The 25,383-nt window shown below is 65.6% G+C and carries 21 protein-coding genes; 16 read left to right on the top strand and 5 right to left on the bottom strand.

From position 1 onward, the window contains the following. Nucleotides 1-89: 89 nt before the first annotated feature. The gene (locus NOV65_RS01945) at nt 90-2,477 is read right to left on the bottom strand and encodes a sodium-translocating pyrophosphatase (RefSeq protein WP_257303772.1); all 2,388 of its coding nucleotides are present in this window, start codon (nt 2,475-2,477) and stop codon (nt 90-92) included. A 446-nt stretch (nt 2,478-2,923) separates the two neighbouring features. Between NOV65_RS01945 and NOV65_RS01940 the strand changes: the two genes are divergently transcribed. From NOV65_RS01940 to NOV65_RS01930, 3 genes are read left to right on the top strand one after another with little or no spacing between them, the layout of a single operon-like run. Further along, a complete protein-coding gene (locus NOV65_RS01940) occupies nt 2,924-3,619 on the top strand; it encodes a succinate dehydrogenase cytochrome b subunit (protein WP_257303770.1) in 696 nt (231 codons plus the stop codon). Between the two features lie 16 nt (nt 3,620-3,635). After that, complete coding sequence (locus tag NOV65_RS01935) at nt 3,636-5,555, top strand: fumarate reductase/succinate dehydrogenase flavoprotein subunit (protein ID WP_257303769.1); 1,920 nt, start codon at nt 3,636-3,638, stop codon at nt 5,553-5,555. Nucleotides 5,556-5,566: 11 nt separating this feature from the next. After that, nucleotides 5,567-6,352: a succinate dehydrogenase/fumarate reductase iron-sulfur subunit gene (locus NOV65_RS01930; RefSeq protein WP_257303767.1), complete on the top strand. Its 786-nt coding sequence runs from the start codon at nt 5,567-5,569 to the stop codon at nt 6,350-6,352. Between the two features lie 88 nt (nt 6,353-6,440). On the opposite strand, the gene NOV65_RS01925 is transcribed toward NOV65_RS01930, so the two are convergent. Then, nucleotides 6,441-8,333, bottom strand: a complete 1,893-nt coding sequence (locus NOV65_RS01925; RefSeq protein ID WP_257303765.1) for an APC family permease — start codon at nt 8,331-8,333, stop codon at nt 6,441-6,443. Nucleotides 8,334-8,657: 324 nt separating this feature from the next. Here NOV65_RS01925 and NOV65_RS01920 point away from each other — a divergent pair, with 324 nt between their 5' ends. From NOV65_RS01920 to NOV65_RS01875, 10 genes are all read left to right on the top strand, one after another. After that, nucleotides 8,658-8,837, top strand: a complete 180-nt coding sequence (locus NOV65_RS01920) for a hypothetical protein (RefSeq protein ID WP_257303763.1) — start codon at nt 8,658-8,660, stop codon at nt 8,835-8,837. An 11-nt stretch (nt 8,838-8,848) separates the two neighbouring features. Beyond that, a complete protein-coding gene (locus tag NOV65_RS01915; RefSeq protein ID WP_257303761.1) occupies nt 8,849-8,941 on the top strand; it encodes a potassium-transporting ATPase subunit F in 93 nt (30 codons plus the stop codon). Then, nucleotides 8,938-10,644 (top strand): potassium-transporting ATPase subunit KdpA, encoded by a 1,707-nt coding sequence (gene kdpA / locus NOV65_RS01910; protein ID WP_257303759.1) that lies wholly within the window; start codon nt 8,938-8,940, stop codon nt 10,642-10,644. The genes NOV65_RS01915 and kdpA overlap by 4 nt, the downstream gene beginning before the upstream one ends. Further along, a complete protein-coding gene (gene kdpB / locus NOV65_RS01905; RefSeq protein WP_257303756.1) occupies nt 10,641-12,743 on the top strand; it encodes a potassium-transporting ATPase subunit KdpB in 2,103 nt (700 codons plus the stop codon). The genes kdpA and kdpB overlap by 4 nt, the downstream gene beginning before the upstream one ends. Nucleotides 12,744-12,753: 10 nt before the next feature. Beyond that, the gene (gene kdpC / locus NOV65_RS01900; RefSeq protein WP_257303755.1) at nt 12,754-13,365 is read left to right on the top strand and encodes a potassium-transporting ATPase subunit KdpC; all 612 of its coding nucleotides are present in this window, start codon (nt 12,754-12,756) and stop codon (nt 13,363-13,365) included. Between the two features lie 9 nt (nt 13,366-13,374). Further along, nucleotides 13,375-16,059 (top strand): sensor histidine kinase, encoded by a 2,685-nt coding sequence (locus NOV65_RS01895; protein WP_257303753.1) that lies wholly within the window; start codon nt 13,375-13,377, stop codon nt 16,057-16,059. Continuing rightward, the gene (locus NOV65_RS01890; protein ID WP_257303751.1) at nt 16,056-16,751 is read left to right on the top strand and encodes a response regulator; all 696 of its coding nucleotides are present in this window, start codon (nt 16,056-16,058) and stop codon (nt 16,749-16,751) included. Before NOV65_RS01895 ends, NOV65_RS01890 begins: the two co-directional genes overlap by 4 nt. A gap of 181 nt (nt 16,752-16,932) precedes the next feature. Continuing rightward, on the top strand, nt 16,933-17,802 hold the full coding sequence (locus NOV65_RS01885) for a UbiA-like polyprenyltransferase (protein ID WP_257303749.1): 870 nt from the start codon (nt 16,933-16,935) through the stop codon (nt 17,800-17,802). A 60-nt stretch (nt 17,803-17,862) separates the two neighbouring features. Next, on the top strand, nt 17,863-18,870 hold the full coding sequence (locus tag NOV65_RS01880) for a M23 family metallopeptidase (RefSeq protein ID WP_257303747.1): 1,008 nt from the start codon (nt 17,863-17,865) through the stop codon (nt 18,868-18,870). 18 nt (nt 18,871-18,888) lie between these two features. Further along, nucleotides 18,889-19,350, top strand: a complete 462-nt coding sequence (locus tag NOV65_RS01875) for a bactofilin family protein (protein WP_257303745.1) — start codon at nt 18,889-18,891, stop codon at nt 19,348-19,350. Between the two features lie 13 nt (nt 19,351-19,363). Here the strand turns inward: NOV65_RS01875 and ruvB are convergent, their stop codons facing one another. Then, nucleotides 19,364-20,377 (bottom strand): Holliday junction branch migration DNA helicase RuvB, encoded by a 1,014-nt coding sequence (gene ruvB / locus NOV65_RS01870; protein WP_257303743.1) that lies wholly within the window; start codon nt 20,375-20,377, stop codon nt 19,364-19,366. Nucleotides 20,378-20,492: 115 nt separating this feature from the next. On the opposite strand from ruvB, the gene NOV65_RS01865 reads away from it, so the two are divergent. Both NOV65_RS01865 and ispF read left to right on the top strand, forming a co-directional pair. Next, nucleotides 20,493-22,019, top strand: coding sequence for a sensor histidine kinase (locus NOV65_RS01865; protein ID WP_257303742.1), 1,527 nt, complete (start codon nt 20,493-20,495; stop codon nt 22,017-22,019). Next, on the top strand, nt 22,016-22,507 hold the full coding sequence (gene ispF, locus NOV65_RS01860; RefSeq protein ID WP_257303740.1) for a 2-C-methyl-D-erythritol 2,4-cyclodiphosphate synthase: 492 nt from the start codon (nt 22,016-22,018) through the stop codon (nt 22,505-22,507). Before NOV65_RS01865 ends, ispF begins: the two co-directional genes overlap by 4 nt. Here ispF and NOV65_RS01855 read toward each other — a convergent pair. Together NOV65_RS01855 and NOV65_RS01850 are read right to left on the bottom strand one after the other, a co-directional pair. Beyond that, the gene (locus NOV65_RS01855) at nt 22,504-23,853 is read right to left on the bottom strand and encodes a CCA tRNA nucleotidyltransferase (RefSeq protein ID WP_257303737.1); all 1,350 of its coding nucleotides are present in this window, start codon (nt 23,851-23,853) and stop codon (nt 22,504-22,506) included. The two genes, ispF and NOV65_RS01855, sit on opposite strands and share 4 nt — an antisense overlap. After that, nucleotides 23,853-24,335: a GNAT family N-acetyltransferase gene (locus tag NOV65_RS01850; protein ID WP_257303736.1), complete on the bottom strand. Its 483-nt coding sequence runs from the start codon at nt 24,333-24,335 to the stop codon at nt 23,853-23,855. The genes NOV65_RS01855 and NOV65_RS01850 overlap by 1 nt, the downstream gene beginning before the upstream one ends. A 35-nt stretch (nt 24,336-24,370) precedes the next feature. Here NOV65_RS01850 and NOV65_RS01845 point away from each other — a divergent pair, with 35 nt between their 5' ends. Continuing rightward, nucleotides 24,371-25,291 carry a thiamine pyrophosphate-dependent dehydrogenase E1 component subunit alpha gene (locus tag NOV65_RS01845; RefSeq protein WP_257303735.1) on the top strand — a complete coding sequence of 307 codons (921 nt, stop codon included), beginning with the start codon at nt 24,371-24,373 and terminating at the stop codon, nt 25,289-25,291. The last annotated feature ends 92 nt before the right edge of the window (nt 25,292-25,383 follow it).

The raw sequence follows: 25,383 nt of genomic DNA, 5'->3' as shown, positions 1-25,383 counted from the left end.
TAGTCAAAACCTCACGATACAAGGTATCACACAAGGAGGGACCCCGCAGGGTCCCTCCCATTCCGTGGATCGCCTTGGCGGCGAAGGGCCTACTTGGTCTCTAGGACGGGAATGCGCATGGCGTAGAAGGAACGCCACACGAAGACCGTGGAGATCAGGAAGAAGATCAGGGCCCAGATGTGAGCCGTGACCGGGTTGAGCTCGATTGCCAGCTCGACGGCCAGGAGGCCGAAGAGGGTCGTGAACTTGATGACCGGGTTCAGCGCCACCGAGGAGGTGTCCTTGAAGGGATCGCCCACGGTGTCACCCACGACGCAGGCATCGTGGAGCTCGGTGCCCTTGGCCTTGAGTTCGGTCTCCACGAGCTTCTTCGCGTTGTCCCAGGCGCCACCGGCATTGGCCATGAAGATGGCCTGGTAGAGCCCGAAGACAGCGATGGAGATCAGGTAGCCGATGAAGAAGTAGTGGTTCGCGCAGGCGAAGGCGAGGGTGGAGAAGAACACCGCCAGGAAGATGTTGAACATGCCCTTCTGGGCGTACTGGGTGCAGATCTCCACGACCTTCTTGGAGTCTTCGACGGAGGCCTTGGTGGCACCCGCATCCAGGTTGATGTTCTGCTTGATGAACTCCACCGCCCGGTAGGCGCCCGTGGCGACGGCCTGGCAGGCTGCGCCGGAGAACCAGAAGATGATGGCGCCGCCCGTGATGATGCCGAGGAGGAAGAGGGGGTTGATGATGGACAGCCCCTCAACCACCTTCAGAACGCCGAACTTGCCGTTCAGCACCTGGATGATGGAGAAGATCAGGGTGGTGGCGCCCACAACCGCGGTGCCGATGAGCACGGGCTTGGCGGTGGCCTTGAAGGTGTTGCCGGCGCCATCGTTCTCTTCGAGATACATCTTGCCGTTCTCGAAATCAGGCTTGAAGCCGAAGTCCTTCTGGATCTCCTGCTCGATGCCGGGGATCTCCTCGATGGTGGAGAGCTCGTAGACGGACTGGGCGTTGTCGGTCACGGGGCCGTAGGAGTCCACGGCGATGGTGACGGGGCCCATGCCCAGGAAGCCGAAGGCGACCAGGCCGAAGGAGAAGATGGCCGGGGCCGCCATGAAGCCGGCCAGGCCGAAGGTGGACACATAATAGGCGGCACCCATGAGGGCGACGATGGTGAGACCCATCCAGTAGGCGGAGAAGTAGCCCGCCACCAGGCCGGAGATGATGTTGAGGGAGGCGCCGCCTTCCCTGGAGGCCGTCACGACCTCACGCACATGGCCGGAGTTGGTGGAGGTGAAGGCCTTCACCAGCTCGGGGATCAGGGCACCCGCCAGGGTTCCGCAGGTGATGATGGTGGAGAGCTTGCACCAGAGGTGGTCCGGCAGGTTCCCGATCAGCACATAGGACAGGATGTAGGTCATCACGATCGAAAGGATCGAGGTCAACCAGACGAGCGTGGTGAGCGGGGTCTCGAATTCGAACTTGGCCGCGGCACCGAACTTGGCCTTCGCCCAGAGTCCGTTGATCCAGTAGGAAGCAGCGGAAGTCACGATCATGCCGACGCGCATGACGAAGATCCACACCAGCAGCGCGACCTGGATGGCGGGCTGAGGAACCGCCAGCAGGATGAAGGTGATGAGCGCGACGCCGGTGACGCCGTAGGTTTCGAAGCCGTCGGCGGTGGGACCGACCGAATCGCCAGCGTTATCGCCCACGCAATCGGCGATGACGCCAGGGTTGCGGGCATCGTCTTCCTTGATCTTGAAGACGATCTTCATGAGGTCGGAGCCGATGTCGGCGATCTTGGTGAAGATGCCACCCGCGATGCGGAGGGCGGCGGCACCCAGGGACTCGCCGATGGCGAAGCCGATGAAGCAGGGGCCGGCGGCGTCACCAGGAATGAAGAGCAGGATCGCGAGCATGAGGAACAGCTCGACGGAGATGAGCAGCATGCCGATGGACATGCCCGCCTTCAGGGGGATCTCCATGGTCGGGAAGGGCTTGCCGCGCAGGCTGGCGAAGGCGGTGCGGGAATTGGCGAAGGTGTTGATGCGGATGCCGAACCAGGCCACGGCCAGGGACCCGAGAATGCCGATGATCGAGAAGAGCAGGATCACGATCACCTGGCCCCAGCCCATGGGCGTGTGGGCGAGGTACTTGAAATAGGCGACGATGATGACCGCGATGAAGGCCCAGAGAACCGAGATGAACTTGATCTGGGTGACCAGGTAGGTCTTGCAGGTCTCGTAGATCAGCTCAGAGATTTCCAGCATGGACTTGTGGACCGGCAGGTTCCGGATCTGGGAGTACTGCACCAGACCGAAGGCCACGCCGAGCAGACAGATGAAGAGGCCGATCAGCAGCAGGTTGTGGCCGGTCGTCCCCATGAACAGCTGGGCCTGGTCCTTCAACGAGGGGATCTTCAACTCGGCCTCGCCACCGGCGAAGGCGGGAGGGGCGAGCAGAATGGCGAAGAGCGCAGTCATCCCCCACTTGAAAAGTCTGGTCGACGCCAGAGAGTCAAGGAGACGTTTCATCGTCACCATGTTTGTTCCTCCAGTTGAGTTAAGGAGAGGGGGACCGTGAAGTTGAAGCAGCTGGGAATTGGACAAATCAAGGCGGCCTGCGCGGAAGCGACACCAGCCCCCACCCGGGGGCGTTCCACCAAAGATCATGTCTAGATCGAGCCTGATTTTAGCTGACTCGGGGTTGCAACCGCAAGACTTCAGGCCGGAACGCCAGCCAAGGTTCCAGCGGCGTGATACCGGAAGATGCACATTGTCACAGCTTCCCTTGCTCCAGCATTAGCACTTGGGAATCGACTGGTGTCCGAAGATAATCGGGTCAGATATGGCCCTGTCATTGAAAGCGGGCCCCGCCGCACGCTGCGGGCGCTCCGATCCATCTCCCCGTTTTTCAAAGGAGTCCCCCTATGTCCGTTGCTGAACAGAGCATCGCGGGCGCGGAAGCCCGCGGCCACGGTTTCCTGGCGTCCTCGGTCGGCCGGAAGGTCGTCATGGCGGCCACCGGCGTCATCCTCTTCGGGTTCGTCACCGTGCACATGCTGGGGAACCTGACGTCCTACATGGGTGCCTCGGCGATGAATCACTACGCCGAGTTCCTGCACACCATGATTCACGGCATGGGCATCTGGGCGTTCCGGGCCGTGCTGCTCACCGCCGTGGGCCTCCACATCTGGGCCGCCACGACCCTCACCCTCGACAACATGGCCGCCCGTCCCACGGGCTATCGCGCCCAGCAGAACGTCGCCTCGACCTGGGCGTCCCGGACGATGCGCTGGAGCGGCGTCATCCTCGCAGCCTTCATCATCTATCACCTCCTGCACCTGACCACCGGCACGGTCCATCCCGCCTTCGACCCCGCGAATCCCTACGCGAACTTCGTGAACGGCTTCAAGGTTCCTGCCGCCTCGGGCTTCTACATCGTGGCCCAGCTCTGCCTCGGCCTGCACATGTGGCACGGCGTGTGGAGCTGCACCCAGAGCCTTGGCCTGGCCCATCCCCGCTACGACAGGCTGCGGCGCAACTTCGCCACGGGCCTGACCGTCCTCGTGGTGGGCGTGAACATCTCCTACCCCATCGCCGTCCTGACCGGCTTCATCCACTGATCCCAGGGAGCGCTCCATGGAACTCAATGCCCGAATCCCAGACGGCCCGATCGACAAGAAGTGGGAAAAGCACCGCTTTGATCTCAAGCTCGTGAATCCGGCCAACAAGCGGAAGTACAAGGTGCTCGTGGTGGGCTCCGGCCTCGCCGGTGGCGCCGCCGCAGCCTCCCTGGCCGAACTCGGCTACGAAGTCGAGTGCTACTGCTACCAGGACAGCCCCCGCCGCGCCCACTCCATCGCGGCCCAGGGCGGCATCAATGCCGCCAAGAACTACCAGAATGACGGCGACAGCGTGTATCGCCTCTTCTACGACACGGTCAAGGGCGGTGATTTCCGGGCCCGCGAAGCCAACGTGCACCGCTTGGCGGAGGTCAGCAACAACATCATCGACCAGTGCGTGGGCCAGGGTGTGCCCTTCGCCCGAGAATACGGCGGACTGCTGGACAACCGCTCCTTCGGCGGCGCCCAGGTGAGCCGCACCTTCTACGCCCGCGGGCAGACCGGCCAGCAGCTGCTCATCGGCGCCTACCAGGCCCTGGAACGCCAGATCGGCCTCGGCAAGGTGAAGATGTTCCCCCGCCACGAGATGCTGGATCTGATCGTCGTCGATGGCGTGGCCAAGGGCATCGTCACCCGGGATATGGTGACCGGTGAGGTCGAGTCCCACGTCGCCGATGCGGTCTGCCTGGCCACCGGCGGCTACGGCAACGTCTTCTACCTCTCCACCAACGCCAAGGGCTGCAACGGCACCGCCATCTGGCGCGCCTACAAGAAGGGAGCCGCGTTCGCGAACCCCTGCTTCACGCAGATCCACCCCACCTGCATCCCCGTTACCGGCGACCACCAGAGCAAGCTCACGCTCATGTCCGAATCGCTGCGCAACGACGGCCGCATCTGGGTGCCCAAGCGCAAGGAGGATTGCGGCAAGCCCGCCGCCGAGATCGCCGAGGAGGATCGCGACTACTACCTGGAGCGCAAGTACCCCTCCTACGGAAACCTCGCCCCCCGTGACGTCTCCAGCCGCGCCGCCAAGCAGGTGTGCGACGAGGGCCGCGGCGTCGGTCCCACCCGGCTCGGTGTCTACCTCGACTTCAGCGATGCCATCAAGCGCCTGGGCGCCGCCAAGATCGAGGAGAAGTACGGCAACCTCTTCGAGATGTATGAGCGCATCACGGACGAGAACCCCTACAAGACGCCCATGCGCATCTTCCCGGCCAGCCACTACACCATGGGCGGCCTGTGGGTGGACTACAACCTCATGAGCACCATCCCCGGCCTCTTCGTGCTCGGTGAAGCCAACTTCTCCGACCACGGCGCCAACCGCCTGGGCGCCTCGGCGCTCATGCAGGGCCTGGCCGACGGCTACTTCGTGATCCCCTACACCATCGGCGGCTACCTGGCCGGCATCAAGCCCGGCACCCGCATCAAGGCCGAGGATCCGATCGTGAAGGCGGCCGAACAGACCGTGACCGAGCGCATGAGCAAGCTCATGTCCATCGGCGGGAAGGAAACCCCGGACCACTTCCATCGTGAACTGGGCAAGGTCATGTGGGAGATGTGCGGCATGGGCCGCAACGAAGCCGGACTCAAGAAGGCTCTGGAACTGATCCCGAAGATCCGCGAGGAGTTCTGGTCGAACCTCCGCATCCCCGGCAGCAGCGACGACCTGAACCAGTCCCTCGAGATGGCCGGCCGCGTGGCCGACTTCCTGGAGATCGGCGAGCTGATGTGCCTGGATGCCCTTGAGCGCCGCGAATCCTGCGGGGGCCACTTCCGCGAGGAATGGCAGACCGCGGAGGGCGAGGCCCTGCGCGACGACGAGAACTTCGCCCACGTGGCCGCCTGGGAGTACAAGGGCGAAGGCCAGGCTCCGGTGCGCCACACCGAGCAGCTCGCCTTCGAGAACGTCCACCTCGCGACCCGCAGCTACAAGTGAGGAACTGAGCCATGTCCAAAGACCTCAATCTCACCCTTCACGTGTGGCGGCAGAAGAACGCCAAGTGCGACGGCAAGTTCGTCGAGTACCCCGCCGAGAACATCAGCCCCGACATGTCCTTCCTGGAGATGCTCGACATCGTGAACGAAGGCCTCATCCGCAAGGGTGAGGAGCCCATCACCTTCGACCACGACTGCCGCGAGGGCATCTGCGGCACCTGCAGCATGGTGATCAACGGGCGCCCCCACGGCCCCCGCGAGCGCACCACCACCTGCCAGCTGCACATGCGCAGCTTCAAGGATGGCGACAGCGTCACCATCGAACCCTGGCGCGCCGAGGCCTTCCCCGTCATCAAGGATCTGATGGTGGACCGCGGGGCCCTGGACCGCATTATCGCCGCAGGCGGATTCATCAGCGTACCCACCGGCTCGCCACAGGACGCCAACGCCCTGCCGATCCCCAAGGAGAAGGCCGAGCTCGCCATGGACGCCGCGGCCTGCATCGGGTGCGGAGCCTGCGTGGCCGCCTGCCCCAATGCCAGCGCCATGCTGTTCCTGTCCGCCAAGGTCACGCACCTGGGCCTGCTGCCCCAGGGCCAACCCGAGCGCTACACGCGGGTCCGCGACATGGTGGCCCAGATGGATGCCGAGCAGTTCGGCACCTGCACCAACCACGGCGAGTGCGAAGCCGCCTGCCCCAAGGGCATCAAGATGGAGAACATCGCGCGCATGAACCGCGACTTCATCAAGGCCAGCCTCACCTACCGTCCCGCCGTCGTCGGTGGCGGCGCAGGCTGAACCTGACCTTCTTCATGAAAACGCCCGGCCTTGGCCGGGCGTTTTATTTTGATGCACCCTCTGGCGCCCCGAGAGCCTCGGGTGAGGGCTACTCCACCAACGGTTCCACGTGATAAGGGATCGAGATCACGATGATCTTGGGCATGAGCAGCAGCGTACCCTTGATCCTCATGGCCGTCTGATTGTGGAGCAGGTTCGCCCACCAGTGTCCGGTGATGAATTCCGGGAGGATGACCGTGATGGTGTACTCCGGTTCCGCCTGACGCATGCGCTCCAGTTCATTCACGATGGGTTCTACCACCTTCCGGTAGGGACTGCGGATGGCCCGGAGGGGAATACCCTCACTGTACCTCGGCCAATCGGAACGCAATTTCTCCAGCGCGGCGCTGTCCCGGCCGTGTTCATCCGTGAAATCGACGGTCAACGCCTCGACTTCACCGTGCTCTGCGATGACTTTCGCGTAGTTCAGGGACTGCACCACACCGGCGTGGATCCCGGAAACCAGTACGACGACTCGGTTTCGGCGAGGGCCGATGAAGTCCACCCGGCTGGCTGCCAGGATCGACTTGATACGGATGTAGTGACGATGGATGTTGAAGAAGGTCATGACCAGCAGCGGCACGAGCACGATCACGATCCAGGCCCCATGGGCGAAGCGCGTCACGGCGATCACCAGCATGACGATGAGCGTTGTCACCGCCCCCAGGCCATTGATCAGCGCCTTCAACTGCCAACCCTTGCCCTTGAGACGGAACCAGCGGCGCACCATGCCGGTCTGGCTGATGGTGAAGCCAAGAAACACACCCACCGCGTACAAGGGCAGCAGGTGGTCCTCCTTTGCGCCGAAGAGCAGGACCAGGAATCCGGCCGCCAGGGACAGGATGAAGATCCCGTTGGAAAAGACCAGGCGGTCGCCCTGGCTGGTGAACTGGCGGGGGAGGAAGCCGTCCCGGGCATGGAGCGCCGCCAGGCGGGGAAAATCCGCATAGGCCGTATTCGCCGCCAAGGCCAGAATCGCCATGGTGAAGCCGGTGGTGACGAGGTAGATCAGCTTGGGAAGCCCGTGCTCCGCTCCGCCCAGAATGAGCCGGGTCAGCTGGGAGAGCAGGGTTTCCGGCGAGTCCGGATGGTAGGTCAGGCCATAGTGGTTCGTCAGGTATGTGATGCCGAGAAACATGGCCCCGAGGATGACCACCATCCAGGTCATGGTCTTCGAGGCATTGGTCGACACGGGTTCCTTGAAGGCCGTAACTCCATTGCTGATGGCCTCCACACCTGTCAGGGCTGTGCAGCCAGCGCTATAGGCCCGAGCCAGCAGCCAGATCGCCGCCAGCCGCGAAGTTCCTTCCAGGTGGGCTGACGCGACGTGGACGGCGACCACCTCATGACCCATGGCCACGTTCCAGAAGCCCTTGATCAGCAATCCCACGATGCAGATGACGAAGCCATAGGTCGGCATCGAGAAGACCAGCCCGCTTTCCTTCACGCCCCGCAGGTTCATCAGGGCAATGAAGGCGATGATGCCTTCGGCGAGGAAAATGCGATGGGCTTCCAGCCCCGGAAACGCCGACACGATGGCCGATACGCCCGCGGAAACGGACACGGCCACGGTCAGGATGTAGTCGATCAGCAGGGAGGCGCCGGCGGTCTGGGCTGCGACCTCACCCAGGTTGTCCTTGGCCACCAGGTAGGCGCCACCCCCACTGGGGTAGGCGTGGATGGTCTGCCGGTAGCTCACATTGAGGACAAGCAGCAGGCCCACGATGCCAAGGGCCACCCACCAGGACCACCCGAGCACCCCTGCTCCGAACACGGCGATCGCTGCCGTGAGGGGGGCCATGATCTCCTGAGTGCCGTAAGCCACCGACGACAACGCATCCGAGCTGAATACAGCCAGGGCGATGGGATTGCTGATCTTGGTCTCGTGGCTTTCTTCGCTGGCGAGCCGCCGCCCCAGGAGAAACGTTCTGTAATTGGGCATGCCTTGGTTTCCTGGGGGTGTTGGGCCATCTGGGTTGGGCCAGAGAGGATGACGACACAACCAGCCCGGTTTACCAACGCCCAGGCCAGCCAGCCCCTAGAGTGGGCAGGAAGGGTGTTAAGAAGGCGTTAGGACTTCAGGCCGAACCCCTCCCCTCAACGACAACTTAACGGCTCTGCCCTGACTCCTAACAGCGCCTTAACGCGGGTCGCAACCATGCTGTGGGACCGGCTGTGGGACCGGCCAGCCTTCAACAAGCGGCATGCCGAGCCCATTTCACCCTATCCGTGAAAGGTGAAGGTCGGAGTCACCGCAGGAGTGGTCGTGCACCTCGTGATGCCCTGGTTCCTCCCCCTAGCCTCGTTCGCCGCCTGGCTGGGCGTCCGTGCGGCGCATGACCTGCGAATTGAGGGAGAAACCGGGCGGAGGAATGCCTGGTGGATGCTGGTTCTGATGTTCCTTCCCCTCTTCTTCTGGCTGATTGCCCAGTTCATATCTGACTGAGGATGCCTTCAATGAACGCCACCCTTCTCGTCGCCTCCCTTCTGGCCCTGGGCCTTCTGGGCTACCTCGCTTTCGCCCTGCTGAAGCCGGAGATGTTCCAATGAGCCATGCCTGGACTCAGAACCTGCTGTACCTGGCCCTCCTCCTGAGTCTGGCCTACCCGCTGGGTGCCTACATGGCCAGGGTCCTGGAGGGTGGGCGCACCTTCCTCCACCCGATCCTGGGGCCCCTCGAGCGGGGCCTCTACCGGCTCATGGGCCTCCGTGAGGACGATGAGATGGGCTGGAAGGCCTACGCCTGGTCCATCACCCTCATCAAGTTCCTCGGCCTGGCGGCGGTGTTCCTCCTGATGAAGACCCAGGCGGCCCTGCCCCTCAATCCCGAGCATCAGGGCAATGTAGCGACAGGCCTCTCCTTCAATACAGCCGTGAGTTTCATCACCAACACCAACTGGCAGGCCTACAGCGGTGAAACAACGTTGAGCTACCTCACCCAGATGCTGGGCCTGACGGTACAGAACTTCCTCTCGGCCGCCACCGGCATCGCGGTGCTGATGGCGCTGGTCCGGGGCATCACGCGCCGCAGCGCCACGGGCCTCGGGAATGCCTGGGTGGACCTGGTGCGCAGCACCCTCTACATCCTCCTGCCCCTCTCCTTCGTCTTCGCCCTCTTCCTCGTCTCCCAGGGCGTCATCCAGAACCTGTCTGCCTACCTCCACACGGCAGGCGGCCAGGTACTCGCCATGGGCCCCGCGGCCTCCCAGATCGCCATCAAGATGATCGGCACCAACGGCGGCGGGTTCTTCGGCGCCAACGCCGCCCACCCCTTCGAGAACAGCTCACCGCTCTCGAATTTCGTCCAGATGCTGAGCATCCTCCTCATTCCCGCGGCCCTCTGCGTGACCTTCGGGCACATGGTGAAGGACCGCCGGCAGGGCTGGGCGTTGCTGGCGGCCATGACCGTGCTGTTCGTCGGGGCCCTGGCGGTCTGCACGCAGGCGGAGGTGAAGGGCAACCCCGCCCTGGACAGCCTGGGTGTGGCCCGGGTGGCCAGCCTCGATCAGCCCGGCGGGAACATGGAGGGCAAGGAGCTGCGGTTCGGCCCCGGCGGTTCGGCCCTCTGGGCCACCGCCACCACAGCGGCTTCCAGCGGCTCCGTGAACGCCATGCACGACTCCTTCACGCCCCTGGGCGGCCTGGTACCCCTATGGCTCATGCAGCTGGGCGAGGTGGTCTTCGGCGGCGTCGGATCGGGGCTCTACGGCATGCTCATGTTCGCCCTGGTCGCCGTCTTCATCGGCGGCCTCATGGTGGGCCGCACCCCCGAGTACCTGGGCAAGAAGGTGGAAGCCTTCGAGATGAAGATGGCTTCCCTTGCGATCCTCCTGCCCTGCGCCGCCGTGCTGATCGGGACGGCCATCTCCGTGCTCGTTCCAGCGGCGGTTGCCTCCGTGAGCAACCCCGGGCCCCACGGCTTCAGTCAGATCCTCTACGCCTGGAGCAGCGCTTCCAACAACAACGGCAGCGCCTTCGCTGGCCTGAACGCCAACACATCGTTCTACAACGATGGCCTGGCCATCGCCATGCTCCTGGGCCGCTTCGGCGTGATCTGGCCCGTGCTGGCTCTCGCTGGCTCCCTGGTGAAGAAGAAGCACACGCCCGAGAGCCTGGGCACCTTGCCCACCCACACCTCGCTCTTCGTCGGCGTACTCATCGGGGTGGTGTTCCTGGTGGGCGCCCTCACCTTCATTCCCGCCCTGGCCCTCGGCCCGGTCGCTGAACACCTGACCCTGAGGAGCATCCGATGACCTCCCACTCGCGGCAGGACAGGCCCCTTTTCGAACCCGCCATCGTGCGGCGCGCCGTGCTGGATGCCTTCCGGAAGCTGAGCCCCCTCCACCAGCTCCGGAACCCCGTGATGTTCACCGTGTGGATCTGCAGCGCCTTTGCCACGGGCCTCTGGATTCAGGCCCTGACTGGCCGTGGAGAGGGGCGGCCCGGCTTCATCCTGGCCATCTCCCTCTGGCTCTGGTTCACCCTCCTCTTCGCCAATTTCGCAGAAGCCATGGCGGAGGGCCGAGGCAAGGCCCAGGCGGATTCCCTGCGCCGGTCCAAGCGCGACGTGAAGGCCAGGCGGCTGCTCGAGTCCGACCGGAAGGGCCCGCAGGAGGTGGTCGATGCCCCGGTCTTGCGCATCAACGATCTCGTGCTCGTGGAGGCTGGCGAGACCATCCCCGGTGATGGCGAGGTGATCGAGGGCGTGGCCTCGGTGAACGAAAGCGCCATCACCGGTGAGAGCGCCCCGGTCATCCGGGAAAGCGGCGGCGACCGGTCCGCCGTCACCGGGGGCACCCTGGTGCTGTCCGACTGGCTGGTGATCCGCATCTCGTCCAACCCCGGCGAGAGTTTCCTGGACCGCATGATCGCCATGGTGGAAGGCGCCACGCGCCAGAAGACCCCCAACGAGATCGCCCTCGACATCCTCCTGGCGGGGCTCACCATCATCTTCCTGCTGGCCACCGCCACCCTGCTGCCCTACTCCGTCTTCTCCAGCAGGGCCGCGCAGGCCGCAGGCCACATTGGTTCCGGACAAGGGCACCCGGTGGCGCTGACGGTGCTGGTCTCCCTGCTCGTCTGCCTCATTCCCACCACCATCGGCGGCCTGCTCAGTGCCATCGGCATCGCGGGCATGGACCGCATGATCCAGGCCAACGTCATCGCGACTTCCGGGCGGGCCGTGGAGGCGGCGGGCGACGTGGATGTGCTGCTGCTGGACAAGACCGGCACCATCACCCTGGGCAACCGGCAGGCCGTGGCCTTTCTGCCCGCCGATGGCGTGGACCTGAAGCGCCTGGCGGATGCGGCCCAGCTCGCCTCGCTGGCGGACGAAACGCCCGAGGGCCGAAGCATCGTGGTGCTGGCCAAGGAACAGCACGGCCTCCGCGAGCGGGACCTCCACGCCCTGGAGGCCCACTTCGTGCCCTTCACCGCCCAGACCCGGATGAGTGGCGTGAACCTGGGCACGCGCCAGATCCGCAAGGGGGCAGCCTCGGCCATCGAAGCCTACGTCCAGTCCCACGGCGGCACGTTCCCCGAGGACCTGCGCCGGACCGTGGACCAGATCTCCATGGCGGGCGGCACCCCACTCGTGGTGGCCGAAGGACCGCATGCCCTAGGTGTCATCCAGCTCAAGGACATCGTGAAGGGCGGCATCAAGGAGCGCTTCGCGGAGCTGCGGGGCATGGGCATCAAGACGGTGATGATCACCGGCGATAATCCTCTCACCGCCGCCGCCATCGCCGCCGAGGCGGGCGTGGACGACTTTCTCGCCCAGGCCACCCCCGAGGCGAAACTGAAGCTCATCCGCGAATATCAGGCCGGCGGACGCCTCGTGGCCATGACCGGGGACGGCACCAACGACGCGCCGGCCCTGGCCCAGGCCGATGTCGCCGTGGCCATGAACAGCGGCACCCAGGCCGCGAAGGAGGCCGGGAACATGGTGGACCTGGACTCCAATCCCACGAAGCTCATCGAGATCGTGGAGATCGGCAAGCAGATGCTCATGACCCGCGGCTCTCTGACCACCTTCAGCATCGCCAACGATGTGGCCAAGTACTTCGCCATCCTGCCGGCGGCTTTCGTCGCCACCTACCCAGCCCTGGGCACACTCAACGTCATGCGGCTCCACAGTCCCGAGAGCGCCATCCTCTCCGCGGTGATCTTCAACGCCCTCATCATCGTGGCGCTCATCCCCCTGGCGCTTCGTGGCGTGACGTACCGGCCCGTGGGCGCGGCCCAGCTGCTGCAGCGGAACCTGCTGCTCTACGGAGCTGGCGGCCTGGTGGTGCCCTTCATCGGCATCAAGGCCATCGACTGGCTGCTCGTCGCGCTTCGCCTCGCCGCCTAGAGGAGCTCCCATGAACCTGCAGATCCGCCCCGCTCTCTTCGCCTTCATCGCGCTGTCCGCCCTTACCGGCCTGGCCTACCCCCTGGGGATCACTGGGCTGGCCCGGGCGCTCTTTCCCCATCAGGCCGAGGGCAGCCTAGTCCACAGGGATGGCCAGGTCATCGGCTCCGAGTGGATCGGCCAGTCCTTCACGGCGCCCGGCGACTTCTGGGGCCGTCCCTCAGCCACCGTCGACGCCCAAGGCAGACCCCTGCCCTACAACGGCGCCAACAGCGGTGGTTCGAACCTGGCGCCCAGCAACCCGGATCTCCGAAAGGCCGTCCAGGACCGGATCACCGCCCTCCGGATCGCGGACCCTGAGGCCACAGGCCCCGTTCCCGTGGACCTCGTCACCGCCTCGGGTAGCGGGCTGGATCCGCACATCAGCCCGGCCTCCGCATTCTTCCAGGTTCACCGGGTGGCCGTGGCGAGGGGACTGGACGAGGCCACCGTTCGCCGCCTCGTGGCCGCCCATGTTGAAGGCCCGCAATGGGGTGTCCTGGGCGAGTCCCGGGTGAACGTCCTAAAGCTCAACCTGGCCCTTGACGACCAGTTTGGGGTCAACAGTCAGAAATCCCGATAGCGTAGGGGCATGGCCCTCCCACGCCCTGACCCTGATGCCCTGCTCCGCAAGGTCCAGGCGGAGGAAGCCCGGGAAAATCGGGCGAAGCTCAAGGTCTTCTTCGGCGCGGCCCCAGGTGTCGGCAAGACCTACGCCATGCTGTCCGAGGCGCGGGAACGGAGCGGGGAAGGGGTCGACCTCGTCGTCGGCGTTGTCGAGACCCACGGCCGGAGCGAGACGGCCGCCCTGACGGAAGGGCTGGAGATCCTGCCGCGAAAAGAGCTGGCCTACGCTGGTCAGTTCTTCCCCGAGTTCGACCTGGACGCCGCCCTGGCCCGCCGGCCAGGACTGATCCTCGTGGACGAGCTGGCCCACACCAACGTGATGGGATCCCGGCACGCCAAGCGCTGGCAGGACGTCATGGAACTGCTGGACGCCGGCGTCGATGTCTACACCACGATGAACGTCCAGCACCTGGAAAGCCTCAAGGACGTCGTCGCGCAGATCACGGGCGTCACGGTGCGGGAGAACGTCCCGGATACGGTCATGGCGCGGGCCGATGAAGTCGAACTGGTGGATCTGCCTCCGGAAGATCTCCTGGTGCGGCTCAAGGAGGGGAAGGTCTATCTTCCGGACCAGGCGCGCCATGCCCGCGAACACTTCTTCCGCAAGGGCAACCTGCTCGCCCTCCGGGAATTGGCGCTGCGCCATACCGCGGAGAACGTCGACGCCCAGATGCGGCGGTACATGGAATCAGAGGGCATCCGGAAGACCTGGGCCGCCGGAGACCGCCTCCTGGTCTGTGTAGGCCCGGATGGCCTTTCCGAGCGCCTCATCCGCGCCACGCGCCGCATGGCGGGCTCCCTGGGAGCCTCGTGGGTGGCCCTCTACGTCGAATCGCCTCGGCACTTCAAGTTCAGCGAAGCAGAGCGGAACCGGGTCGAGGAGAATCTCCGCCTGGTGGAAAAACTGGGGGGGGAGACCGCTGTCATCGAGGGAGGCGGCAGGACGGACGAGGACATCCTGGCCTTCGCCCAGAACCGCAACATCACCAAGATCGTGGTGGGTAAACCCTCACGGCCCAAGTGGGTGGACCTCTTGGCCGGGTCCCCCGTGGACGATCTCATCCGTCACAGCGGTGACATCGACATTTATGTCATCACGGGCGAGACGACCAAACAGGCTGCTTCACCAAGCCTCCGGTCCCGCCTCACGAGCCCGCTGCGAAACTACCTGCTCAGCGTCATCACGGTGGCGCTCGCGACGGCCATAGCGGGCCTGATCTTCCGCCGCACCGAGCTGGCGGACATCGTGATGATCTATTTGCTTGGCATTCTCATCGTGGCCACGCGGTTTGGCCGTGGCCCTTCCCTGCTGGCCTCTCTGTTGAGCGTCGCGGCTTTCGACTTCATCTTCGTGCCGCCCTATTTCACGTTCGTGGTGTCTGACTTCCGCCATGTCGGCACCTTCTCCGTGATGCTCCTGGTGGGGGTGGTCATCGGAAATCTCACCGAGCGCATCCGGGCTCAGGCCCGCCTTGCCCGGGCGCGGGAGCAGCGGACCCAGGCCCTTTTCCGCCTGGGACAGGAGCTGGCCCGCAGCGCCGGAACCACGGCCCTGGTAGCCTCCGCGATACAAAACGTGGCGACCCAGTTCCAAAGCCATGCAGTGATGCTGCTTCCAGACGCCTCGGGACGCCTGGAAACGTCGACCCACCCCCTCGCCTTCCCGCTGAACGACCAGGAACGGGGCGTGGCCCAGTGGGTCTTCGAGCATGACGAACCCGCCGGTTTGGGCACGCTCACCCTCCCGGGAGCCCGCGCCACCTACCTGCCGCTCAAAGGCTCGAAAGGGACCCTCGGCGTGCTGGGCATGCTGCCGGATGGTGCCCCGCAATGGATGGAGCCGGATCAGCGCCAGTTGTTGGATGCCTTTGCCAACCAGACGGCCCTGGCCCTGGAGCGCTCGCTGTTGGCCAAGCAGAGCGCAGCCGATCGCCAGCGGGCCGAGGAGGAGCGATTGCGGAACGCCCTCCTCAGTTCGGTATCCCACGATCTCCGCACGCCCCTCGGCGTCATCACCGGGGCCGTGAGCACGGTCCTGGAGACTCCCGACATCTCCGATGCCACCCGGCGCGACCTTCTGACCTCAGCCCAGGACGAGGCCCAGCGACTGCACCGCCTGGTGAGCAATTTGCTGGACATCACGCGGCTCGAAGCTGGGTCCTTGGAATTGCATACGGAATGGATTCCGATGGAAGAGGTGGTGGGCGCGGCCCTGAACCGCCGAGAGCTGGGCTCCGAGGCCGCACGCGTCAGGACCCACCTGCCTGAAGACCTGCCGATGATCGCCATGGATGCCGTCCTCATGGAGCAGGTAGTGGTGAACCTCATTGATAACGCATTGAAGTACTCGCCGCCCGGATCCTCGGTGGACATCAAAGCCTGGGCCGCGGGAAAGTCCCTCACGCTCTCGGTCGCCGATCAGGGGCCGGGGATCGCGCCCGGGGAGGAAACGCGCATCTTCGAAAAACTGGTCCGCGGTGAAGCGGGGACCAGCCGGCCCGGCGCCGGCCTGGGTCTGGCCATCTGCAAGGGCATCGTGACCGCCCATGGCGGCCAGATCCAGGCGGTGAACCATCCTCAGGGCGGGGCCCAATTCCTCATCAGCCTCCCCTTGGGCACACCTCCAGCCATCCCCAAGGAGACACCATGACCAGCTCCGCGCCTCAGGTGCTTCTGGTGGAAGACGAACCACAGATGCGCCGCTTCCTCCGGGTGGCCCTGGAAAGCAGTGGCTACCGCTACCTGGAAGCACCTACCGGAGAGGAAGGCTTGACCCTCGCTGTCCAGTTCAGGCCCGACGTCATCCTGCTCGACCTGGGCCTCCCGGACATGGATGGCCTCGACCTCATGACGCGGCTCCGGGAATGGAGCCAAATCCCGGTCATCGTGATCTCCGCCCGCGGACAGGAAACCGATAAGGTGGGTGCCCTGGATGTCGGCGCCGACGACTACTTGACCAAACCCTTCGGCACCAGCGAATTACTGGCCCGCATCCGAGTTGCCCTGCGCCATGCGGAGCCTGGAGCTGTTGAGAATCCACTGTTCGTCCTGGGGCGGTGGCGGGTGGATCTGGCCAAGCGCCAGGTTCTGGTCGCAGGCCAAGAGGTCCACCTGACTCCTCTCGAATACCGGCTCTTCACCACCCTGATCCACCATGCCGGGAGGGTAGTCACTCACCGGCAACTCCTGAAGGAGGTCTGGGGTGGTGTCGCAGGGGCCCAGCCTCTCTACCTCCGCGTCTACATGGCCCAGCTCCGGCACAAGCTGGAGGAGGATCCCTCCCGGCCGCGCTACCTGCAGACTGAGCCTGGCGTGGGGTACCGGCTGAGGACGGAGGATTAGAGCGACTCCTGCAACCCGACCCGAGACACTGATCCCGATTCGCTGGATCATGGATTCAATGGACAGCCCGACGCATCCCCCCGAGCAGACCCCGGAACCCACCCCGATCGACACGGATCATCCCGAACCAGCAGGGAGAGAGCCCTCTGGGTCGCAGGACCTCCCCGGGGGTAATCCCTTCATGCACCTGCGGGAACTGCTCGACATGATCAAGTTCGAGCACACGGTCTTCGCCCTGCCTTTCGCCTTCCTGGGGGCGCTGGGAGCGGCCCAGGGGATTCCGCCGCTGCGGACCATCCTGTGGATCCTGGCGGCCATGGTGGGGGCCCGGACGGCGGCCATGACCTTCAACCGCCTGGTGGACGTGGATGTGGATGCCGAGAATCCGCGCACTGCCGGCCGCGCTCTGCCCGCCGGCCGGGTTTCCCGGGCCGGCGCCATGACCCTGATGGGGGCTGGCATCGTGCTGTTCGGCCTGGCCGCAGGGGCCCTCGGGCCGCTGACCTGGGCCCTGTCGCCACTGGCCCTGGTCATCATCCTGGGCTATTCGCTCTGCAAGCGGTTCACCTCCTGGGCCCACCTCGCGCTGGGGCTGGCCCTCTCGGGAGCCCCCCTGGGCGCCTGGATCGCCGTCTCGGGGCACATCGAGGCGCCTGCCCTCTGGCTCTCCGGCGGGGTCCTGGCCTGGACCGCGGGCTTCGACATCCTCTATGCCCTCCAGGACCAGGACTATGACCGCAGCAAGGGGCTCCATTCCGTGCCAGCCCGGCTTGGTACTGGCGGCGCCCTGGCCCTCTCCCGGACCTTCCACCTCCTGGCCCTGGCGGCCTGGGCCATGTTCAACCTCCAGATGGGCAGCCATTTCGTGGCCTGGGCCGGCTGGGCAACGGTGGCCACCATGCTCGCGCGGGAGCAATGGCTCGTTCGGGGAGGGGACCTGTCCCGGATCGACCAGGCTTTCTTCACGCTGAACAGTCTTGTGGGACTCGTGTTTTTCCTTGGGCACGCATTGGAATGGTGGCTTTCGCGCTCGCTTCTGGCGCCGATCTAGATCGTTCGTTGTAAGAAGACGAGTCGAAGCTTCGTGGATTCCCAGGTATGCTGAGGAATCATGTCCACTCCCCACCACGAACGCCGACTCGCTGTGCGCTCCAGTCGCCCCGATCCTGTGCGGTGGCTTACCGTGATGGTCGTCTTCAGCCACCGTACCATCCGGTGGTCCCTGACCCGTCGGACGATGCTCTGGATCATTGGTCTCGTGGCCGGCTTCTCAGCCCTGGCCATGATCGGATCGGGCTACGGCTTCTGGGCCACCAAGAAGATCATGAACTTCGGCCGCCTCCAGAAGGAGACCCGGGAGCAGCAGGAACAGCTCCGTTCCTCCCTGGATCAGGCCCAGACCCTGGAGACGGAGGTGGCCACCCTCCGTCAGCAGCACACGGAACTGTTGAAACTGCTCGATCCCAAGGCCTCAATTACCGCCCCGCTGCCACCACCACCGGGCCAGGCAACCCCAGGCCAGGCGACCCCAGGCCAGGCGAACCCCGCCCCCGCCCAGGCTCCCCCCGGTGTCCGGGAACGGCTCTCCCGCCTCAAGCAGGATCTGGACTACACGGCCAAGCAGGCCGCCGTGGTGCGGGCGCGGATGGAACCTGTGATTCGCGCCTGGGCCCACACCCCCTCCATCCCTCCCACGGCCGGCTACCTCAGCTCGGGGTTTGGGGTGCGGGTCAATCCCTTCTCCCGTTCCAACGAAGCCGGGGATGGGCTGTTGGGCTACCACACGGGCATCGACATCAGCAACTCGCTCGATACCCCAATCCAGGTCACCGCCGATGGCGAGGTCGAAGAAGCCGGGTGGATGGATCGCTACGGCTGGGGTGTCCGGGTGCGACACAATGCCGAGCAGGAGACCCTGTACGCCCACATGAACCACGTGAACGTCAAAACCGGGCAGAAGGTGTCCCGCGGGGATATCCTGGGAACCATGGGGCGCTCGGGCAACGCCACCGGCGTCCACCTTCACTACGAAGTGCGGCTGGGCGGAAAGCCGACGAATCCCCAGCCTTACCTGCGTCTCCAGCGCCAATGGGTCAGGGCGCTGGGCAAGTCGTTTTGATACGCGAAGGAGCATGCCATGGCGGTATTCCGCAACAGCAAGTCCAAACCCGATTCTGCGCCCGCGATCCATTCCCTGCTGGGCAAGGATGTGATGCTCACCGGCGAGATCCACACCGGTTCCCAGAGCCTGCGCATTGAGGGCAGCGTCGAGGGGATCATCCATTCCACGGGGGAGATCTCCATTGCTCCCGGCGGTGTGGTGAAGGGGACCATCTACGCCAAACACCTCGTGGTGACCGGTCGGGCCGAGGGAACCATGAAGATCACCGAGTGCCTCGAGATCCACGGCACCGGCTACGTCGAGGGGGACGTGGAGGTCGGCTCGCTCGTCGTGGACGAAGGCGGCACCCTCCAGGGCGTCTGCGTCCGCAAGGACCAGACCCGCAACCTGGACACCATCGGCACCGCCAAGGGTGGCACCCTCGCCCTTTCCGACTCAGGAAAGAAGTCTCTCGATTCGCTCGAGACCAAGTTCTGACCAGCATTCCGGGTCAGCGAAACAGCGGACCTGGATCGGACTTCACCCCCAGGTAGGCGTAGGCCGCGTCGGTGGCCTTTCGGCCCTGGGGCGTGCGGTCCAGGAAGCCCACCTGCATGAGGTAGGGCTCCACGAGATCCTCCAACGCGCCTTCGTCCTCGCCCAAGGCGGCGGCCAGGGTCCGCAGCCCGACGGGCCCGCCCCGGTGCTTGTGGCAGATGGCCTGGAGGTAGTCCCGGTCCAGCCCGTCCAGGCCCAGGTCATCCACCTCGTGAAGCCGGAGACAGGCCTCCGCGGATTCCATCGTGATGGTCCCGTCCCCCTTCACCTCGGCGTAATCCCGGCAGCGCCGGAGCAGGCGATTGCAGATGCGCGGCGTCCCCCGGCTCCGGCGGGCGATGGCCTCGGCCCCTTCCGTGGCCAGATGGATGCCTAGCAGATCCGCCGACCGGCGGGCGATGATGGCCAGATCCGCCCGGGTGTAGAACTCCAGGCGGTGAACCAGGCCGAACCGGTCGTGCAGCGGCTTCGAGATCAGGCCGGCGCGGGTGGTGGCTCCGACCAGCGTGAAGGGCCGGAGGTCCACCTTCAGGGTCTGGGCGCTGGGGCCCTGGCCGATGAGGATGTCTAGTTTCCGGTCCTCCATGGCCGAGTACAGCATTTCTTCGATGGGCGCGGACAGGCGGTGGATCTCGTCGATGAAGAGGAACTCGCCCGCATCCAGATTGGTGAGGATGGCCGCCAGGTCCCCCTTCTTCTCCAGGGCCGGGGCCTGGATCACCTTGCAGGGCGCGCCCATTTCATTGGCAAGCACGTGTGCCAGGGTGGTTTTGCCTAGTCCTGGAGGGCCGAAAAGCAGCACATGGTCGAGCACATCGCCACGCTTGGTGGCGGCCTGGAGGGCGATTTCCAGACGTGCCTTCACCTTGGCCTGGCCGATATATTCCTGGAGCCGCTGCGGCCTCAGGGAATATTCAATGGGGTCCTCCAAGTTGGCGGAGGGATCGAGGTCAGGGTGGCGGTGCATGACCTCTATTCCCTCATGGGACTTCCACTTGTGTCCAGCCGATGGCCGGATAATCTTGGGATCGCAGTCCAGAACTCATCCCTCCTCCCCCCTGACGCCCCCTCCGGGAGATGTCGTGGCCCAGCGCTACCAGCTCCTGATTCGAGATCGGCACGGCTTCGAACGTACCGTGCCGCTGGCCCGTTCCGTGACGGTGGGACGGCAAAGCCTCTGCGATGTGGTGCTGTCCGACAACATGATCAGCCGCAACCACCTGCGCCTGGAGTTGCGGGACGATGCCTGGTGGGCCGAGGACCTCCAGACCACGCACGGCAGCTTCTACAAGGAAAAGGCGCTGGGGCGGGAGCCCTGGGAGCCCGGAACGCCTCTGGTCCTGGCCGATGGCGCCTACACCCTGGTCCTAGTCCGCACTGACCACAGCAGTTCGGAGATCCATCTCCAGGCCATTCTCGAGGCGGCCCAGCTCCTGGCCGAGGAAGTGGACCTGGAGGACATGCTCGAACAGTCCCTGGATCGTCTGCTCAGCATTTCGGGTACGGACCGGGGCTTTCTCATGCTCCTGGAGGATGGCGAGTTGGCCTGCCGCGTCCAGCGCAACCTCGGCCAGGAGCTTGAGGGCCAGATCCAACTGTCCATGTCCAGCGTCCACAAAGTCTTCGAAACCGGCGACCCCGTCTGGATCCTCAATGTCGCGGACGAAGGGCAGTTGCTCACCCAGCACTCGATCCAGCGCCTGGAACTGAAGACCATCCTCTGCCTGCCGCTCCTGCTCCAGGGCCGGCGCATCGGCGTGGTCTATCTGGACAGCCGCCGCCCCATCATCGAGCCACCGGACCGGCCGACCTTCGAGGCCATCGTGTCGCTCTGCGCCATCGCCATCGAGCGGACCCGCCTGTCCGAAGAGAACCTGCGCAGCCATGTGCTGGCCACGGTGGGCCAGGTGGCCAGCTCCATCGTCCACGATTTCAAGAATGGCCTGTTCGTGCTGCGCGGCCACGCGGACCTGCTCGAACTGTCCACCGAGGACAGCAAGGTGCGTCACCACTGCCGCAAGATCTTGGAATGTGTGGACCGCCTGACGCACCTCAGCCAGGATGTGCTCGATTTCGCGAAGGTGCGCGAGCCCCGGCGGGAGACGGTGGATCTGCGCGCCTTCTTCGACGCCATCATCGAGCCGCTGGTCCCCAGGGCCGCTGAAATGGGGGTGATCCTCCGCACCGAGGGCGCGCCCTGCCTGATCAAGCTGGATCCTGGCCGCTTCACCCGGGTGATGGAAAACCTCCTGGCCAACGCCCTGGACGCCACGGTCGGCATCAGCGGCGAGGTGCTGGTGAGCTGGATCCAGGTCACGGGTGGGGTGCAGATCCGCGTGAAGGACCAGGGTCGGGGGATTCCCAAGCGGGTGGTCAAACGCATTTTCGAGCCCTTCTTCAGCTACGGGAAGAAGAAGGGGACCGGGCTGGGCATGGCCACTGTGAAGAAGATCGTCGAGGAGCACGGCGGCACCCTGGAGTTCATCAGCGAAGAGGGCGAGGGGACCGAAGTCATTCTCCTCATGCCTGATCACCCCATCACGGGGGCGATCAAGCTGTCGGACGAATCCACCGGGGAACACCGCAACCTGGGAGCCGAGCGCGTATGACCGCCTTCCGGACAGGCCTCGGGGTCGATGTCCACCGCTTCGCGGCCCCGGAGGACGGCCGGCCGCTGATGCTCATGGGCTGCGACATCCCCCATGACCAGGGCTTGGCGGGACACAGCGACGCGGACGTCATGCTGCACGCCTTGATGGACGCCCTGCTTGGCGCGGCGGGCCTGGGCGATATCGGCCAGCACTTCCCGGACACGGATCCCGCCTACCGGGGCGCCGACTCCGCGGGCCTGCTCGAAAAGGTGATGGGCGATCTTGCCGAGCGCGGCTGGCGGGTGGTGAACGCCGACGTCTGCCTCATCGGCGAGCGACCGAAGATCGGACCCCACCGCCAGCGCATGCGCGATCGCATCGCCCCACTGCTGGGAATCCACAGCGATGCCCTGAACGTGAAGGCCACCACGACCGAGAAGCTGGGCTTCACCGGTCGCGGCGAAGGGCTCGCCGCGCAGGCCGTGGTGCTGATCGAGCGGACCTAGGCGCCGGAAAGCCGCTGCAGGGCCAGCGCGGTCAACGCCTCGGGCGTGTTAAGGGAGGGATCCTCGATCACGGCCTCCAGCAGGTCGCGCTGCAGCTGCCCCAGCCAGGGACCGCCACCACGGTCCGTCAACGCCATGAGGGCCGCGCCATCCAGGGCCAGAGCCTTCACCGCCAGGGGCGGCGCCGCGGCGACCAGGGTTTCGAGCCGGGCCAGGATCGCGGCATGCTCCCGTTCCCGCGCTTCCACCTCCAGCCCCTTGGCCCGCTGATCCGCCAGGCGGAAGGCCCCCCAGCGGGCCAGGTTCAACCCGTCGTCCTGGAGGCGGCGGAGGAACCGGCGGCAGGCCGCATCGCTCCAGTCCGCCGTCGGATGGGTGCCGTGGTGACGCACCAGAGCCAGCACCTCGCGGCGGAGGGCATGGGCGGCCTTGAGGCGGTCGAGGATGGCCTCGGCCAGGGCCAGCGACTGGCCTTCGTGGCCGTGGAAGCGGACCTCGCCATCCTCCCCGACGGTGCGGGCTCCGGGCTTGCCGGCATCATGCAGCAGGGCGGCCCACCTCAGACCCGGCTCTGGGGGAACCAGGCGCGCCACCTCCAGCGTGTGGATCCAGACGTCATGGCGGTGGTGGCGGTTCTGCCCGCAACCGATCATAGGGGACAGCTCCGGCAGCCAGAGATCCAGCAATCCGGTCTGGGCCAGGAGGTCCAGGCCACGGTGGGGTTCGAGGCCGCAGAGCAGCTTGGTGAGCTCGGTGAGGACGCGCTCCGCCGCCACCTTCCGGGCCACGTCGAGCCGTTCGGGGATGGCGGCGAGGGTCTCAGCCTCCACTTCGAAGCCGAGCTGGGCGGCGAAGCGGCAAGCACGCAGGGTCCGGAGGCCGTCCTCCGCGAAACGATGCAGGGGATCACCCACGGCCCGGAGCATCCGCGACTCCAGGTCCGCCCGCCCCCCGAACGGATCCACCAGCTCTCCTCCTCCCACGGGAAGGGCCATGGCGTTGATGGTGAAGTCCCGGCGGGAAAGATCCTCCTCCAGGCTGACGCCCAGCTGCACCGTCTCCGGCCGGCGCCCATCCAGGTAGGTTCCGTCCGTACGGAACGTGGTGATCTCGATGGGCCGCCCCTCGAGGATCACCGTCACCGTGCCGTGCTGGAGGCCTGTGGGGATGGCCTTCAGGCCCGCGGCCCGCGCCCGGTCCATCACGGCCTTCGGCATCAGCTTGGTGGCCAGGTCCCAATCCGCATGGGAGCGACCCAGCAGTTCATCGCGGACGGCCCCACCGACCACCACCAGCTCCGCCTCGGGCCCCAGGGCCGCTTTGAGACGGAGCAGTGGTGCCCACATCAGCCCAAGCCCCCGGCCAGTTTCGCCAGGGCCTCGCCCTCGATGCGGCAGGTGAGCCAGGGCCGCATCACCTTGGCCCCGTGGGCCTCGTAGAACTCGATGGCCGGTGTGTTCCAGTCCAGCACCTGCCAGACGAAGCGGGTCCAGCCTTCCTGCACGGCCCGCGCCGCCAGGTGCTGGAGCAAGGCCTTGCCGATGCCCTTGCCCCGGAAGGCGGGGCGGACGAACAAGTCCTCGAGGTAGATGCCGGGCTTGCCTTCCCAGGTGCTGAAGTTCAGGAACCAGAGGGCGAATCCAGCAGGCTGGCCGTCCCATTCCGCCATGGTCACCTTCACCAGCGGATGGTCCGAGAAGGCGTAGCGATGGAGGTCCGCCTCGGTGGCGACCGCCGCCTCCGGTTCGCGCTCATAGGCCGCGAGTTCACGGATGTACTGCAGAATCAGCGGGGCGTCGGCGGGGACAGCGGGACGGAGGCTCAGCATGGGATTATCCTAACCCGATGGATCAGGAAACCGCTTTGCGCCTTCACGAAGCCATGCTGCTCACGCGACTTGCGGAGGAGCGGCTGGTGAAACTCTTCCGACAGGGCCAGACCCTTGGCAGCATCTACCGCAGCCTGGGCCAGGAGGCCACCGCCTGCGCCACGGCCATGGCGCTCGGGCCAGAGGATGTGATCGCCCCCATGATCCGCAACCTGGGTTCCATGTTCGTCCGGGGGGCCACGCCGCTGGAGATCTTCCTCCAGTACCTCGGCCGCGCCACCGGCCCCACCGGAGGCCGGGAGCACAACAACCACTTCGGCTCGGTGGCGCGCGGCCTCCTCGCGCCCACGTCGATGCTTGGCGCCCTCATCCCTGTGATGGCCGGTGTGGCCCTCAGTTTCCGGCAGAAGGGCGAGCATCGCGTCGCCATGACCTGGATTGGCGACGGCGGCAGCTCCACCGGCGCCTTCTATGAGGGGCTCAACTTCGCCGTGGTGCAGAAACTCCCCCTCATCGTCGTGGGTGAATCCAACGGGTATGCCTTCTCCACCCCTCCTGACCGCCAGATGGCCGGCAGGATGTCGGCCCGCTCCCAGGGCGCCTTCACCCTCACCGTGGATGGCAATGATGCCGCCGCTGTCTACGCTGCCGCCGCCCAGGCCCGGCAGCGCTGTCTGGAGGGCAAGGGACCGGCCTTTCTCGTCTGCGAGACCTTCCGCATGAAGGGCCACGCCGAGCATGACGACCAGCGCTACGTGGATCCCGGGCTGTTGGCCGAGTGGGCCGCCAAGGATCCCCTGCCCCGCTTTGAAACCTGGCTCGCGCACCGGGGGTGGGCGCCAGCCCCGGACCTGCGGCCCCGCCTTGAAGCGGAGCTCCTTGCCGCCGCGGAAACGGCCTTGGCGGCCCCCTGGCCTGATCCAGCCACCCTGGAGGCGGGGGTTTTTTCGACCTAGCCTCCCCCTGGGCGGCGGCATGGTGACCAACTCATCCACAATGAGTCACCGGTCACTATCCATGGAAGCTAGACTTTCCCTGTCATGGGGGA

It is taken from the genome of Geothrix campi (assembly GCF_024609265.1).
GTDB classification, from domain to species: Bacteria; Acidobacteriota; Holophagae; order Holophagales; family Holophagaceae; genus Geothrix; species Geothrix campi.
This window is presented reverse-complemented; position numbering and strand designations above follow the sequence as displayed.